Origin of the sequence: Gordonia sp. ABSL11-1 (assembly GCF_030315685.1) — a bacterium.
GTDB lineage: Bacteria > Actinomycetota > Actinomycetes > Mycobacteriales > Mycobacteriaceae > Gordonia.
The window spans coordinates 66,966-81,956 of sequence record NZ_JASXSI010000019.1; the positions used below are offsets into that span (position 1 = coordinate 66,966).

At 69.9% G+C, this 14,991-nt stretch carries 13 protein-coding genes; 6 read left to right on the forward strand and 7 right to left on the reverse strand.

Annotated features, from left to right (window positions below; translation table 11 throughout):
* Positions 1 to 4 precede the first annotated feature (4 nt).
* Positions 5 to 1,318 carry a class I SAM-dependent RNA methyltransferase gene (locus QSJ19_RS19560; RefSeq protein ID WP_286322703.1) on the forward strand — a complete coding sequence of 438 codons (1,314 nt, stop codon included), beginning with the start codon at positions 5 to 7 and terminating at the stop codon, positions 1,316 to 1,318.
* Between the two features lie 158 nt (positions 1,319 to 1,476).
* Positions 1,477 to 3,441, forward strand: a complete 1,965-nt coding sequence (gene dxs, locus QSJ19_RS19565; RefSeq protein WP_286322658.1) for a 1-deoxy-D-xylulose-5-phosphate synthase — start codon at positions 1,477 to 1,479, stop codon at positions 3,439 to 3,441.
* A 37-nt stretch (positions 3,442 to 3,478) separates the two neighbouring features.
* On the opposite strand, the gene QSJ19_RS19570 is transcribed toward dxs, so the two are convergent.
* Together QSJ19_RS19570 and QSJ19_RS19575 are read right to left on the reverse strand one after the other, a co-directional pair.
* A complete protein-coding gene (locus tag QSJ19_RS19570; RefSeq protein ID WP_286322659.1) occupies positions 3,479 to 4,789 on the reverse strand; it encodes an HRDC domain-containing protein in 1,311 nt (436 codons plus the stop codon).
* A gap of 19 nt (positions 4,790 to 4,808) precedes the next feature.
* Positions 4,809 to 5,441 (reverse strand): DUF3000 domain-containing protein, encoded by a 633-nt coding sequence (locus QSJ19_RS19575; protein ID WP_286322660.1) that lies wholly within the window; start codon positions 5,439 to 5,441, stop codon positions 4,809 to 4,811.
* Between the two features lie 70 nt (positions 5,442 to 5,511).
* Here QSJ19_RS19575 and hemE point away from each other — a divergent pair, with 70 nt between their 5' ends.
* Genes hemE through hemQ form a run of 3 tightly spaced genes read left to right on the forward strand, consistent with a single transcriptional unit; the run spans position 5,512 to position 8,716 of the window.
* A complete protein-coding gene (hemE, locus tag QSJ19_RS19580) occupies positions 5,512 to 6,579 on the forward strand; it encodes a uroporphyrinogen decarboxylase (protein WP_286322661.1) in 1,068 nt (355 codons plus the stop codon).
* Positions 6,579 to 7,982 carry a protoporphyrinogen oxidase gene (gene hemG / locus QSJ19_RS19585; protein WP_286322662.1) on the forward strand — a complete coding sequence of 468 codons (1,404 nt, stop codon included), beginning with the start codon at positions 6,579 to 6,581 and terminating at the stop codon, positions 7,980 to 7,982. Before hemE ends, hemG begins: the two co-directional genes overlap by 1 nt.
* Before the next feature lie 38 nt (positions 7,983 to 8,020).
* Positions 8,021 to 8,716, forward strand: coding sequence for a hydrogen peroxide-dependent heme synthase (gene hemQ / locus QSJ19_RS19590; RefSeq protein WP_286322663.1), 696 nt, complete (start codon positions 8,021 to 8,023; stop codon positions 8,714 to 8,716).
* 24 nt (positions 8,717 to 8,740) lie between these two features.
* Here hemQ and msrB read toward each other — a convergent pair whose 3' ends face one another.
* The 4 genes from msrB to QSJ19_RS19610 form a co-directional block, all read right to left on the reverse strand.
* Positions 8,741 to 9,178, reverse strand: a complete 438-nt coding sequence (gene msrB / locus QSJ19_RS19595) for a peptide-methionine (R)-S-oxide reductase MsrB (RefSeq protein ID WP_286322664.1) — start codon at positions 9,176 to 9,178, stop codon at positions 8,741 to 8,743.
* Positions 9,175 to 10,473 carry a glycosyltransferase family 87 protein gene (locus QSJ19_RS19600; protein ID WP_286322665.1) on the reverse strand — a complete coding sequence of 433 codons (1,299 nt, stop codon included), beginning with the start codon at positions 10,471 to 10,473 and terminating at the stop codon, positions 9,175 to 9,177. The genes msrB and QSJ19_RS19600 overlap by 4 nt, the downstream gene beginning before the upstream one ends.
* 74 nt (positions 10,474 to 10,547) lie before the next feature.
* Positions 10,548 to 12,158, reverse strand: coding sequence for an alpha/beta hydrolase (locus QSJ19_RS19605; protein WP_286322666.1), 1,611 nt, complete (start codon positions 12,156 to 12,158; stop codon positions 10,548 to 10,550).
* Positions 12,159 to 12,210: 52 nt separating this feature from the next.
* A complete protein-coding gene (locus tag QSJ19_RS19610) occupies positions 12,211 to 13,002 on the reverse strand; it encodes a pyrimidine reductase family protein (protein ID WP_286322667.1) in 792 nt (263 codons plus the stop codon).
* Between the two features lie 35 nt (positions 13,003 to 13,037).
* Here QSJ19_RS19610 and zapE point away from each other — a divergent pair, with 35 nt between their 5' ends.
* Complete coding sequence (gene zapE / locus QSJ19_RS19615) at positions 13,038 to 14,054, forward strand: cell division protein ZapE (RefSeq protein WP_286322668.1); 1,017 nt, start codon at positions 13,038 to 13,040, stop codon at positions 14,052 to 14,054.
* Positions 14,055 to 14,105: 51 nt separating this feature from the next.
* Here the strand turns inward: zapE and QSJ19_RS19620 are convergent, their stop codons facing one another.
* The gene (locus QSJ19_RS19620; protein WP_286322669.1) at positions 14,106 to 14,975 is read right to left on the reverse strand and encodes a D-hexose-6-phosphate mutarotase; all 870 of its coding nucleotides are present in this window, start codon (positions 14,973 to 14,975) and stop codon (positions 14,106 to 14,108) included.
* Positions 14,976 to 14,991: the final 16 nt, after the last annotated feature.

Sequence of the window (14,991 nt, forward strand, 5' to 3'; positions counted from 1 at the left end):
TCCGATGCCGGAGCTCGTCGTGCGCCCGGACCGGCCGGCCAACGGCGGCGAGGCCGTCGGACGCGTCGACGGACAGGTGGTGTTCGTCCGCGGCGCCGTGCCCGGGGAGCTCGTCCGTGCACGGGTCGTCGACGATCGCCGGGCGAGCTTCCGACGGGCGGAGGTCGTCGAGATCCTCGAGCCGTCGGCGCATCGTGTGATGTCGCCGTGCGACGCCGCCCGGCACGGCGCCGGCTGCTGCGACCTCGGATACATCGACGTTTCGCACGCCCGCACGCTGAAGGCACAGATCCTCTCCGATGCCCTCGGACGGATCGGCGGGTTCGACGACGCGGACCTCGCGGCGGCCGGCGTCGACGACGAGGTCGTCCGATCACTGGGCGACGACGGCACCGGGTGGCGGGTGCGCACCCGACTCGGCGTCGACGACGACGGCCGCGCCGGCATGCACGCGTTTCGTGGATCGCGGATCGTCACCGGCCATCGATGTGCCGCGCCGTCGCCCGGCCTGCTGGACGGCCTGGACGACATGACCCTCACGCCCGGTGCCGAGCTCGCCGTCGTCGCCGACATGCACGGCCGACGGCATGTGACCGAACTCGGACCGGTGACACCGCCGGCCCGACGGGGCCGGGGCCGCCGCGGAGACCGTACGGCCACCCAGTCGGCGCGTCGACGACGCGAATCGGTCCGTGCGCAGCGGGTCGTGGACGGCGACGTGACGGCCGCCCATCGGGTCGGCGACCGCGTCTGGCAGATCCCCGTGCCGGCGTTCTGGCAGGCACATCGTGCGGCGCCGGGCGTGTACGCCGACACGGTCGTCGACATGGTCGCCGCCGCCGGAGTGCACCCGAGGTCGGATGCCGCGGTGGCGTGGGACCTGTACGGAGGCGCGGGGATCTTCGCTGCCGCCCTCCTCGACAGGGCGATCGAAGGCAACGCGGTGGGGGCCGTCCACGTCGTCGAATCCGACCCCGTCGCCCTCACCTCCGCCGAGCAGACCTTCGCCGGCGACGAGCGCGTGGCACTCCACCGTGGGGAGGTGGCGGCGACGTCGGCCGCGTTGCCGAGCCCGGATGTCGTCGTCCTCGACCCACCGCGGACCGGCGCAGGCGCGGCGGTGATCGGCGCGGTCACCGACGCCGATCCGGACGTCATCGTGCACGTGGGCTGTGACGTCGGTCGGTTCGCCCGCGATCTGGCCCTGTTCGCGGAGCAGGGATACCGGCCGCGCGACATCCGTGCCTTCGACGCGTTCCCGCTGACCCACCATGTGGAGGCGATCGCCTGTCTCGTCCCGGCTCATCGCCGGATGTGACCGAATCGGCCCCGCAACGTCGCTTGCCCGTCCGGACGAGCGTGCGGAGGTCCGTAGACTGTTTTCCACAGGACCGTGCTCGGGGGTGAGCCCGGTGCGACGCCCGCCGACAGCCCGGCGCGGCGTGATCTGGATTCACCGACATGATGGAGGACTCGATGGGCGTGCTCGACGGAATCGGTTCGCCGGCCGACCTGCGGACGCTGTCGTCGGACGAGATGGACACCCTGGCAGGGGAGATCCGGGAATTCCTCATCGACAAGGTCTCCGCGACGGGTGGGCATCTGGGCCCCAATCTGGGCGTCGTCGAACTGACACTCGCGCTGCACCGGGTGTTCGACTCACCCGTCGATCCGATCATCTTCGACACCGGCCACCAGAGCTACGTGCACAAGATCGTCACCGGCCGCAAGGACGGCTTCGGCGAACTGCGCCAGAAGGACGGTCTGACCGGATATCAGGACCGCGCCGAGAGCGATCACGACTGGGTCGAGTCGTCGCACGCGTCGGCGGCGCTCTCCTACGCCGACGGACTGGCCAAATCGTTCGAGCTGACCGGCCAAAATGACCGGACCGTCGTCGCGGTCGTCGGCGACGGGGCGCTCACCGGCGGGATGTGCTGGGAGGCACTCAACAACATCGCCGACGGCGATCGCCCGGTGATCATCGTCGTCAACGACAACGGCCGTTCCTACGCGCCGACGATCGGCGGGCTCGCGAGCCATCTGTCGGGGCTGCGCCTGCAGCCCGGCTACGAACGGTTCCTCGACGAGAGCCGCAAGGTCGTCAAGCAGGTCCCGGTCGTCGGACCGCCCGCCTACGCGGTGCTCCACGGGATGAAGAGTGGCCTGAAAGACCTCATCGCCCCGCAGGCGATGTTCACCGACCTCGGACTCAAGTACGTGGGTCCGGTCGACGGCCACGACCTCGGTGCCCTGGAATCCGCTCTCGGACAAGCGAAGTCGTTCGGTGGACCGGTCATCGTGCACACGGTGACACGGAAGGGCATGGGTTACGCTCCGGCGGAAAACCATGAAGCCGACCAGATGCACTCCACAGGCATCATCGATCCGCGGACCGGTCGTGCGACGAGTGTGTCGCCGCAGGACTGGACGTCGGTGTTCTCGGCGGCCCTCGTCGAGGCCGGGTCGCGTCGACACGACGTCGTCGCGATCACCGCCGCGATGCCCGGGCCCACCGGCCTGACGCCCTTCGGCCAGCGGTTCCCGGACCGCATGTTCGACGTCGGCATCGCCGAACAGCATGCGGTGACCTCGGCCGCCGGCCTGGCGCTGGGCGGGCTGCATCCCGTCGTCGCCATTTACTCGACGTTCCTCAACCGCGCCTTCGACCAGCTGCTGATGGACGTGGCGCTGCTGCGACTTCCGGTCACCCTCGTCCTCGATCGATCGGGCATCACCGGACCCGACGGCCCCAGCCATCACGGGATGTGGGACCTGTCGCTGATGTCACTCGTGCCCGGCCTCCGGGTCGCGGCGCCGCGTGACGCGGTCCGCCTGCGTGAGGAGTTCGACGAGGCGCTCGCCGTCACGGACGGGCCCACCGCCCTGCGCTTCTCCAAAGGTGCCGTCCCCGAGGACATCCGGTCGGTCGAACGACTCGACGACGGTGTCGACGTGCTCTATCGGACCGCGCCTGGAGTCGGGGAGGCCACCGGTGACGTGCTCATCGTCGCGGTCGGCGCGTTCTGTGCCCTGGCCGTCGACACCGCCGAACGGCTCGGTCGTCAGGGCATCGACGCGACGGTCGTCGACCCCCGCTGGGTGCTCCCGGTGCCCGGATCCATCGCCGAACTCGCCACCCGGCACCGTCTCGTGGTGACCCTCGAGGACAGCGGTGTGCGCGGTGGGGTCGGATCGGCGGTGAGCGACGCATTGTCGTCGGCGGACGTCGCCGTGCCGGTGCAGCATCGGGGAATTCCGCAGCAGTTCGTGCAGCATGCCTCGCGCGGGCAGCTGCTCGCCGAGTTCGGACTCACCGCCCAGGACCTGGCGCGCACGATCACCGCGACCGTCGCGGGCATGCAGTCGGTACCCGGACTCGACGACGATGCCGACCTGTCCGGCCGCGAGATGTCGAACGCACCCGACGCCGATCAGTGAACGCCGATTGGTGGCAGTAGTTCGCGCGAGACGCGGACTACTGCCCTGAATCGGGCGAGTCGGACTCGACCGCAACCGAATTCAGCGCTTCGGCGATCGCGGCCGCGCACAGGTCCCGCTGCCAGGGCCGTGCTCCGTCGTCGGCCAGTCGACGATCCACCGCCTCCGCCGTGGCGGGCAGCGGCACGCCGTCCCAGCACAGCTGGCGGACGGTCTCCGGGGCCAGCAGATTCTCCACCGGGACCCGATGCGCCTCGGCGACCTCGCGGACCGCGGGCCGGACCGCGGCGGCACGTTCGGCCGCCTCCGGATTGCGCTGATCCCACCGGTTGACCGGGGGTAACCCCACCGAGGGTGTCTTCCGCGAGGGCAGCTGATCGTCGGGTAGTGTGCGGGCCCGCTGCAGCGCCGAGAGCCAGACCCCGGCCTGCCGCCGCTGCCTGGGGCCGCCGAAGACGGGGAGCCGGGTCAGTTCGGCAGGGGTCGTGGGATCGGCGGTCGCGGCGGTGACGATGGCGGAGTCGGGCAGGATGCGTCCCGGTGCCACGTCCCGCTTCTGCGCGAGTTCCTCACGCGCCTTCCATAATTCGCGGACGGCCGCCAGAGTCCGGACGTCCTTGATGGTGTGGATGTTCGACGTCTTGCGCCAGCGCTCGGTCCGCGGCGGCGGTGCCGGCCGGTCCAGCACGAAGCGGAACTCCTCCCGCGCCCAGCGATCCTTGCCGGCATCGGCGAGGGCGGAGTCCATCGCGTCGCGCAACTCGATCAGCACCTCGACATCCAGGGCGGCGTAGTTGAGCCAGTCGTCGGGCAGCGGGCGGCGCGACCAGTCGGCGGCGCCGTGCCCCTTCACGAGACCCAGCCCGAGGAACTCGGCGACCATGGCGGCGAGGTTGACCTTCGCCAGGCCGAGGAGACGCCCGGCGAGCTCGGTGTCGTAGAGCTGGCGGCAGAGGAAGCCGAGGTCGCGCAGGCACGGGAGGTCCTGATCGGCGGCATGCAGCACCCATTCGGGTCCGTCGAGGGCGGCAATCACCGGCGCGAGAGCCTCGGGGTGTTCGATCGGGTCGAGGAGGAACGTCCCGGCTCCCGACCTCCGGATCTGCACCAGGTAGGCCCGCTGCGAGTAGCGGTATCCGGAGGCGCGTTCGGTGTCGACCGCGATCGGCCCCGCGGCGCCGGCGATCCGTGCGGCCGCGTCGGCGAACTCCTCCGGGGTGATCAGGACCGGTGGAACACCATCGGCGGGCTGCAGCAGGGGAGTCGTGCTCGGTTCGGCGGGGTCCGTCGTGGCCTCCGCGCGGGGATCGTCGGACGACCGGTCCCGTCCGTCGTCACCGCTGCTCATGGCGGACCTCCCGTTCGGCTCAGGCCGAACCCAGTTCGGTGACACCGGCCGGGGGCAACCCGGCCGCCGACGACAGCACCTCGCAGAACGCCTCGAGGTGACCGCCGATCTCGAGGCCGGTGGCGGTCCACGACGCGCGCAGCTCGAGCTGATGGGCCCGCGGGGGCCCGGCGATGTCGCCGTACCGCACCGACGTCGTCGAGGTCACCGTTCCGCCGAGTGCTGTCACATCGATCGTCCGATCCGCCGACGCGCCCGGCGAGCTCGCCGACTCGCCGGGAGGTACGCCGAGGGCGTCGGACAGCCAACTCCACGCGACCTCCGGCAGCAGCGGGTCCATCGCCAGCGCGGCCTCGACCTCGGCCTGCACGTAGGCGACCAGCCGCATCGTGCCGTTCCAGGCGTCCTGGCCGGCCGGGTCGTACAGCAGGATGAGGCGGCCGAACGAACTGCCCGGCGAGTCCACGGGGACGTCGTCGGAGTCGTCGCCGCTCTGGCGCACCTCGGCGCCGACTGCGTAGCTGTAGGGGGCCAGTCGTTGCGGCGGACGGATCGGGCCGACCTCGATCTCCGGCCGGATCCGCGCGGCGTGCAGTGACGCCACCGCGGCGCGGAAGTCAGCAGGCTCCGTCGGAGCTCCAGAAGAGGTCACGAATCCGACGGTAGGTCGGGCCACCCCACGGTGGTCGGAGGCGCGCCGACGCATGGCAGAGTAGGCACTGATGTCCGAGACAACGCGATCCCACGCGCGACGCGCGAACCGATTCCCCCTGGTGGCCGCCGCGACCGGCGGGACACCCGAACGACGCCCGGTGTGGTTCATGCGGCAGGCGGGGCGATCGCTGCCCGAGTACCGAGCGATCCGCGCCGATCATGGGATGCTCGAGTCGTGCTTCGACCCGGCACTGGTCTGCGAGATCACCATGCAGCCGGTCCGCCGTCACGATGTCGACGCCGCGATCCTGTTCTCCGACATCGTCGTGCCGTTGAAGGCGGCCGGCATCGACCTCGACATCGTCGCCGGCACCGGTCCGGTGATCGCAGCGCCCGTGCGCGAACCCGCCGACGTCTCCGCGCTGCCGCGCCTCGAACCCGAGTCGGTCGGCGCGATCGCCCACGCGATCGAACTCCTGCTCGCAGAACTGCCGGAGCGCGTCGCCCTGATCGGTTTCGCCGGAGCTCCCTTCACCCTCGCGTCCTACCTCATCGAGGGTGGGCCCAGCCGCAACTACGAGCGCACCAAGGCGATGATGCACGGGTCGCCCGACGTCTGGCACGCGCTGATGGGCCGGCTCGCGGACATCACCATCGCCTTCCTCCGTGTGCAGCTCGACGCCGGGGTGGACGCCGTCCAATTGTTCGATTCGTGGGCCGGGATGCTCTCGCTCGCCGACTACCAGACCTACGTGGCGCCGCACAGTGCGCGGGTGTTCGCCGAGGTCGCCGAGTTCGGGGTGCCCCGCATCCATTTCGGCGTCGGCACCGGCGAGCTGCTGGGCGCGATGGCCGACGCGGGCGCCGATGTGATCGGGGTGGATTGGCGGGTCCCGCTCGACGAGGCGGTCCGGCGGGTCGGCCCGGGCAAGGCCGTTCAGGGCAATCTGGACCCGACGTTGTTGTTCGCCGGCCCGGAGGTCGTCGAGCGTGAGGTCCGGCGCGTCGTCGCCGACGGTGAGCGTGCGGTCCGCGCCGGCGCCGTCGGGCACATCGTCAACCTCGGTCACGGCGTGCTGCCGGGTACCGATCCCGACGTGCTCACCCGGGCCGTCGAGCTGATCCACTCGATCTGATGGCCTCAGGGGCGCGGCGGATCGCGGTCGTCGGCGGCGGTGTCTCCGGTCTGACCGCCGCGTACCGGCTGCGGCAGGCGCTCGGCGCGGACGCACAGATCGAGGTCCACGAGTGCGGTGACCGTCCGGGGGGAATCCTGAACACGGTCGACGTCGGTGGACGTCCGGTCGACGTCGGCGCCGAGGCGTTCATCGTGCGGCGTCCCGAGGCGGTCGACCTCATCGGCGAGCTCGGGCTCGCCGACCGGGTGGTGTCGCCGACCGCCCGACGGCCGGCGGTGTGGGCGCGCGGCCGGCTTCACCCGCTGCCGACCCCGGCGCTCATGGGCGTCCCGGCGAGCGTCGAGGCCGTCGCCGATCTGGTCGATCCGCCCGATCTCGAGCGGCTCGCCGTCGAGCCGGATCGGGCCTGGCGATGGGATCCCGGCGCCGACCCGTCGCTCGGCGAACTGGTCGCCGACCGATTCGGACCCTCGGTCGTCACGCGGAGCGTCGACCCGATGCTCGGTGGCGTGTATTCGAGCCTGGCCACCGACATCGGTGTGCGCGAAGCACTTCCGGCCCTCGCGACGCGCCTCGACGCCGGTGCGCCGAACCTCACGTCGGCGGTTCGGGACCTGGTGGGGCAGGGTGGCCGGGCCGGCCCGGTCTTCGGGACGCTCGTCGGTGGCTACCGTGTGCTGGTCGATGCCCTGATCGCCGCTGCCGACGTCGAGCCCCGATTCTGCTCGTCTGTGTCCGGACTCGAACCGTCCGGGAAGGGCTGGACGCTCGGCCTCGGACAGTCCGACTCCGCCGACTACGACGGTGTGGTCCTGGCGCTGCCGGCCTGGCACGCCGGTCGCGTGCTGCACCGGGTGGTGCCGGAGCTCGCCCGATCGTTGCAGGACGTCCGGCGCGCCTCGTCGGTGGTGGTCTCGATCGCACTCGCGCCGGGCACGCCGTTGCCCGAACATTCCGGTGTCCTGGTCGCCACCGGAGAAGGGTTGCGCGCCAAGGCCTTCACGTTCAGCTCACAGAAATGGGCGCATCTGTCCGACGACGACGGCCCGGTATCGTTGCGTGCGTCGTTCGGTCGATACCGGGCGGCGATCCCGGACGCCGGCGTGGAGCCCGGGGTCGACGATCGGATTCGGACCGAGGCACTCGAAGACCTCGACGCGGTGTGCCGCGCGGCCGGGCTGTCGGCCCCGTCGTCGGGGGTCGTCGACGTCGCGGTCCAGAGATGGACCGACGGCCTGCCCGTGTACGCACCGGGACACCTCGCGGCGATGGCCGGGGCCGAGCGCCTACGCCCCCGGGGCGTGGTCCTGGCCGGCTCGGCCTACGCCGGTGTGGGTGTGCCGGCCTGTATCGGCCGGGCCGGACGTGCGGTGACAGCACTCCTCGCCGAGCTGACCTGACTGATCGCGCCGTCGGCGACGGTGGCACGATGAAAGTCATGAGCCGCTTGGACTATGCAGAACTCAACGCCACCGTCCGCTACCTGATGTTCTCGGTGTTCGCGGTGCGGCCCGGCGAACTCGGCGACGACCGCGGTCAGGTGAAGGCCGATGCCACCGACTTCCTGAAGTCCCTCGAGGACTCCGGTGTCGTGGTCCGCGGCGTCTACGACGTCTCCGGACTGCGGGCTGACGCCGACTTCATGATCTGGTGGCATGCCGAGGAGGTCGAACAGCTGCAGTCGGCCTATGCACGGTTCCGTCGGGAGACCCTCCTCGGCAAGGCCTGCGACGCGGTCTGGAGCAACGTCGCACTGCACCGCCCGGCGGAGTTCAACAAGAGCCACATCCCGGCGTTCCTCGCCGGGGAGGAGCCCGGGAACTACATATGTGTCTACCCGTTCGTGCGTTCCTACGAGTGGTACCTGCTGCCCGACGAGGAGCGTCGGAAGATGCTCGCCGACCACGGGAAGGCGGCTCGTGCGTACAAGGACGTCCGCGCGAACACGGTGGCGTCGTTCGCCCTGGGCGACTACGAGTGGCTGCTCGCGTTCGAGGCGCCGGAACTACACCGGATCGTCGACCTCATGCGTGACCTACGCGCCACCGAGGCACGCCTCCACGTCCGGGAGGAGACCCCGTTCTTCACGGGTCCGCGGGTCGAGCCGACCGCACTGATCGACGCGCTGCCCTGAGCAATCCGGTGAGCGGTGGGGTCCTCAGTCCTCGGCCGGCTCGAGCGTGAGGCTGATCGAGTTGATGCAGTACCGCAGGTCTGTGGGCGTGTCGTAGCCCTCGCCCTCGAAGACGTGTCCGAGGTGGCTGCCGCAATTCGCGCACAGCACCTCGACACGGCGCATGCCGAGTGAGGTATCGACCCGTTCGATGATCTTCTCGCCGGCCAGCGGCGAGAAGAACGACGGCCAGCCGCAATGGGATTCGAACTTCTGGTCGCTGCGGAAGAGTTCGGCGTCGCAGGCCCGGCAGCGGTAGACGCCGACAGTCGTGGTGTCGGTGTACTCGCCGGTGAACGGGGCCTCGGTGCCCGCCTGACGCAGCACCCGGTACTCCGCGGGCGTCAACCGCTCACGCCACTCGCCGTCGCTGATCTGGTTCGCGTCGGTGGCATCGGACTCGGCCGGGGTGTTCGGGCTCATTTCTCCACGGTAGCGACAGTCTCCTGACTCCCGCCACCGTCGTCGGGGGCGTCGGTCGGTGTCGGCTCGGGTGCCTGCTCCGGTGTCGTCGACGGTGCGTCGTCGTCGAGGCCGGTGACGCCGTCGCGGCGCATGTCGAGATACCGGAACAGCAGCGAGCAGAACACCGCGATCATCAGCAGCGACCAGCCCCAGGTCACCTTGTTGAACTCGAGTTGGCGGCCGAACGCCTCCCACCGGACCGAGTAGAACGAATCGAACGTCATGCAGCCGTACACGCCCAGCCAGGCAGGCCAGTTGCGCATCGTCGATCCCGGCAGCAGGACCGTCATCAGCAGCGGGAACAGCAGCATGGAATAATAACCCTGGCCGAGCGCGCCCACGAGGAACGTGGTGACCATCAGGACGCCGGAGGACGTGGTGAGCCACAGCAGTTCATCGCTGCGGCGGTAATACCGGTAGAGGAACCACAGGGCGAAGATCGCCATCAGCACGAACGCGATCCGCAAGAGGACGACCAACCAGTCGGCGACGCCGAAGTAGGCGCCGTTCCCCGCGATCGAGCTGTTGTAGTAGTCGCGGGCCTCGCCGAGATACGGCATGGTGCGGTCGATGAACGACATCGGGTCCACACTCAGCGGCCAGGCGATGGCGGTGAGGACCAGCGGGATGCCGATGGCGGTCACCAGGATGCGCCACTGACGGTTCAGCAACGGCAGCAGCAGCAGCGGGGCGATGATCGGTTTCACCGCCAGCACCAGTCCGATGGGAACCCCCGCCCACAGGTCGTGACGACTCATCATCAGCACCATGAACGCCAGCATCCCGAGCAGGACGAACGAGTTGAAGTTCGTGAACACCAGTGTGTGCGCGACGGTTTCGGTGCTGAAGAAGAAGAACAGCACCACCGGGACGACCCAGGACCGCGCCGAGTAGCCGAACAGGCGGGCCAGCAGATACGCGCTGCCGACGAGGGCGAGGACACTCACCGCGATGAACAACCACCGCGCCCGTTCCGGATCGATGGTCGCCATCGGCGCCATCAGCAGTGTTCCCGACGGCGGGTACAGGTAGTGCGGATCGACGGTGTCGAGGTTCTCGCCGTACACCGGTTGGCGATTCAGGAACTGCAGCGCCGCCTGGTAGACCGGCTTGAAGTCGTCGGTGCGATCACCGTTGACGCCCAGGATCACCGACCGGTGGAAGATCATCATGATGGTGATCGGCCACAGCACCATCGGGATGATCCGCTGCGGAGTCATCTGGGGGTGGAGGTACCTGTCGAGAATCGCCACCCGCGAACCGTACTACGTCGGGCATGCACATCGACGACAGCCCGCATCCCGAGCGGGGACGATTCCCATGTCGATCAGGTCGGACAACCGCGGTCGGTCGGTTCGCCGAGCGGCGCCTCACCCAGATATTGCGTGACGACGTCGGCGGCACAGGCACTGCGGGCGAGGACGGAGTACCCGAGTCCGTCCCACGACACCGTCGTCGGGGTGGTCCCGGCCTTGATGAACAACCCGCCGAGTGCCTCCGCGCCGCCACCCCCGTTGATCGGATCGTTGGCTCCGTTGAGCACGAGCGGATCGACCGGAAGCGCGGTCGCCGGATTGACCGGGGTCGACGTCGCCCACGCGTTGCACCGCAACAGCGACAGTGCACTGTTGGCGCCCGTCAGCGGATTCTGTTTTTGCCACGCATCGATCAGGCCGGGGATCTCGTTCTGGCCGACCGGGCCGGTGACGTCGTTGCACCGGGCGACCAGCTGGCCGTCGGTGGTACGCAACCCGTCGGCGCGCTCGGCGAGGTCGGCGAGGGCTCCGGTGTCGCCGCGATCGGCGGCCGCGACGGCCGAGGCGACCTCGGTCACCGCCTGTGGACGATCCGGCGCGGCCAGGGCCAACGCGGTGGTGATCGCATTGAGCGCCTCGGTGTCGGTGATGCCGGCGAGACCTCCGGTCCGCCCCTTTGTCAGGACGGCACCGATGGTGGCCATGCCGTCGCCGCCCAGCGGACACGCCCCCGACGGCCCGCACTGCTGGACGAAGGCCCGCAGCGAGGCCTGTACACCCGTGGACTGGGTGGCACCGCGGTCCCGGGCATTCGCGCCGAACGGTGTCGGCGTGTCCAGGATGATCCGGCCCGCACGGCCCGAGTAGTTGCTGGCGTAGGCGAGGACGACATCGGAGCCTTCGCCGACCCCGACCAGTCCGAGATGGTCGACGCCCCACCGGGTGCGCAGCGCCTCGATGTCGGAGGCGGCGAACGCCGCACCGAAGTCGAGTTGATGGGGTGTCAGGGTCTCGGTGCACCCGTCCGACGCCGACGACGCCGCCCGGGCGAGGCGCGTGATCCGTTCGTCCTGATCTGACGGTGACGCACCCGCGAGGCCGTTGTTGCCCAAGGCGTTCCGCTCGACGCGGGTCATGCAGTCCAGGGCGCTGCTCTCCGGCGTCCCACGTCGATCGATCGCCACCACGGGATGCTTGTCGAGCAGCGTTCGTCCGGGCCCGCTCGCCATCAACAACAGTGTGCGAGACGACGGGAGGTCGGATCCGGACGTGAGGACGAGAGGCGCCGCACCGGCCGGCGTGGCAGCGGTCTTCGCACGGGAGAGACTGATCGAGATGGTGTCACCGGTGGGGCGGTCGGGGTCCACCGGCACGTCCATCTCCGCGCACTCGACGCTGATCCCGCCGGGGGCGGAGACACCGAAACGGCCGACCGATGCCCGCCCGCAGTCCGACCAGTCGAAATCGGTGCGCGGGGCCGCCAGCGGGGGCAGGGGAGCCGGGCCCGACGACGACGGCGCGACCTCTCCGCCGCCGTCGCCGCCCGTCACGACCTCAGGTCCGGTGTCGGGTCCGATCGCGCAGCCGGTCAGCGCCAGGAGAAGGGACGTCGCCGCGGCCACACACACCACTGCGGTGCGCCGTCCGGGACCGCGGACCCGCCGCCGGTGTGCTCGTCGCATGTCCGCGAGCGTAGTCACCCCGCTCGACGCACCGTCGAACGGTTGTGGGGTGTCACTCCTTCCCGCCGACGTCCCGGGTCCAGCGCGTGAAGACGAATCCGTCCTCGTCGGTGAGGATCGTGGCCGGTCGCATCGGGTGCTTCCGCCCGGGCGACGAGTGGTGGGCGATTCGGCCGGCGTCACCGGCGACCAGCGTGGGACTCGTGGTCATGCACACCTCGTCGACCGCGTCGGCGTCGATGAACGTGCCCAGCAGCGACGGCCCGCCCTCGCCCAGTACCCGTACCCACCCGCGTTCGGCGCACAGATCGAGCACCTGATCGACCTCGACCGAGCCGTCGCCGCAGTCGATGACCGTGGCACCCGCCGCGAGCAGGGCGTCCCGCCGTTCGGCTGCGGCGGCACGACAGGTCAGGACGACCGTATCGGGGTGCCCGACGGGTCCGAAATCGGCCGGGATGGACAACGATCGGGACACCAGGGCGAGCGCAGGTGCGGGCGTCTGCTCACGCGCGCGTCGGCCGGCGGCGAACACGTCGTCGGCGGCGGGCTGACCGTAACCCTCGGTCACCGCCGTGCGCGCCCCGACGAGCACCACGTCGGCGAGTGCGCGCAGCACCCGGAAGATCGCCTTGTCGCCCGGACCGCCCAGGTCGCCGGAGCGGCCGTCGAAGGTGACTGCCCCGTCGACGGTGCTCACCATGTTGACCCGGAGGTAGGGCCGGGCGAGGCAGGGCGCCGACGACGGCCGCGTGGGATACGCGTACTGCTCGGCGAGCCAGCGCAGGGTGGCGACGTCATCCGGACCCGATGTGACCTGAGTCGCTTTCTGTAGACCGAACATGACTCCATCATGTCGGAGGTGGCTACGCTCCCCGTATGACGGCACGACTCTGCGACCGGAATCCCGCGGTTGCACCCGAGGCACTCGTCGGCGAGATGGTGCCACCGTCGACGTTCGACTCGGTCAGCTTCGACTCCTACATCCCCGACCCGGCGGAGCCCTCGCAGTCGCAGGCGGTCTCCAAGGCCCGTGATTTCGTCGCGCGGGCGACCAAGGTCCGCGGTGGCAAGCGCGGTCTGTTCTCCCGCAAGTCCGCGACCGGCCAGGGCATCGGGTTGTACCTGGACGGCGGATTCGGCGTCGGCAAGACACATCTGCTCGCGTCGATCTACCACTCGATGCCCGAACCCAAGGCCTTCGCCACGTTCGTGGAGGTCACCCATGTGGTCGGCGCACTCGGATTCGTGAACGCCGTCGAGCGGCTGTCGCAGCACACGGTCCTGTGCATCGACGAGTTCGAACTGGACGACCCGGGCGACACGATGTTGGTGTCGCGGCTGTTGACCGAGCTCACCGCGAAGGGCGTCTCGATCGCGGCCACGTCGAACACGCTGCCCGGACAGTTGGGTGAGGGGCGTTTCGCCGCGCAGGACTTCCTCCGCGAGATCCGCAAGCTGTCGTCGGTGTTCGAGACCATCCGTGTCGACGGTCCCGACTACCGGCACCGCGACCTCCCGCCGGCGCCGGAGCCCCGATCGGATGCCGAGCTCGACGAACTGGCGGCCTCTACACCGGGCGCCACGCTCGATGACTTCGACGCCCTGTGTGAGCACCTCAGCACCCTGCACCCGTCCAAGTACAAGGATCTCGTGGACGGGGTGTCGCTGGTCTGCATGCGCGGGGTGCACCCGGCGAAGGACCAGTCGGTGGCGCTGCGGATCGTCGTGCTCGCCGACCGGCTCTACGACGCCAACATCCCGGTGACGGTGTCGGGCAGCAAACTCGACGAGATCTTCACCGAGGAGATGCTGTCCGGCGGGTACCGCAAGAAGTACCTGCGCGCGACCTCGCGTCTGCTCGCACTCTCCCGGTTCGCGGAATCGGCCGTCTGACGGTTCAGCGGTCCGGGCGTTCGGCGGTCCGGCCGGTCGGCGGTCCGGGGTTCAGCGCAGACCGGTGACCGAGATGGTCTGCCCGAGCGTGTGTGTCCCACCGGGCGACACCTCGACGACGTCCGGTCCGGCGTTGGCTGCCTCCACACACACGAACTCACGCCACGACGGCCCGACATCGGCCATCCCGGCGGCCACCTCGGGGCCGGGGTTCCACACCACCGCGGTGCTCCCGTCGTGGACGGACACCTCGATCACCCGCTCGAGACCCGGATCGACGATGCGATAGTGCCCGGGCGCGTTCGGGTAGACGCGGTCACTGCGCGCCGGTTCCTCGGGCAGGACCCAATCACCATGTTGCACATGGCGACTCGATGCGTCGAATTTGTCCAGGTAGGCCAGTGAGTCCAGACCCTGCACCCGTACCGCGGTGACGTCGGAGACCCGGAAGTAGTTGTGCAGCGCCTCGGTGAGCGTCAGTGGCACGGTGCCGGGGTTGTGGGTGTGGATCTCCTGGTGCAGTGTCGCGCCGATGTGCACGGTCATCCGTAACCGGAGGTCGAGGTCGTCGAGCCCGACGGGAGCGAGCACGATCTCGGTGCCGTCGGCGGTGTTGCCGCCACCGATCGGTTCCCAGCGTGCGGTGCGCGCGTAGCCGTGTGAGGGGACATCGTCGGGCTGACCCTCGCGGGCGAAATACGGCCAGCAGACCGGTACGCCGCCACGGAGCGGGGTCGGGGGAGCAGCGAGTTGCGGTGAGAGCCACAGCAGATCGGTTCCGTAGCCGGTGGGACGGAACGAGATCAGCTGCCCGCCGAACAGGGAGATTGCCGCCGACGCGTGGACTGTCTCGACGATCAGGGCGTCGAGGCCGGCGACCTCACCGACCCGGGCACCGTCGATGCCGTCTGGAAGTGTCATACCCCCGACCTTGCCA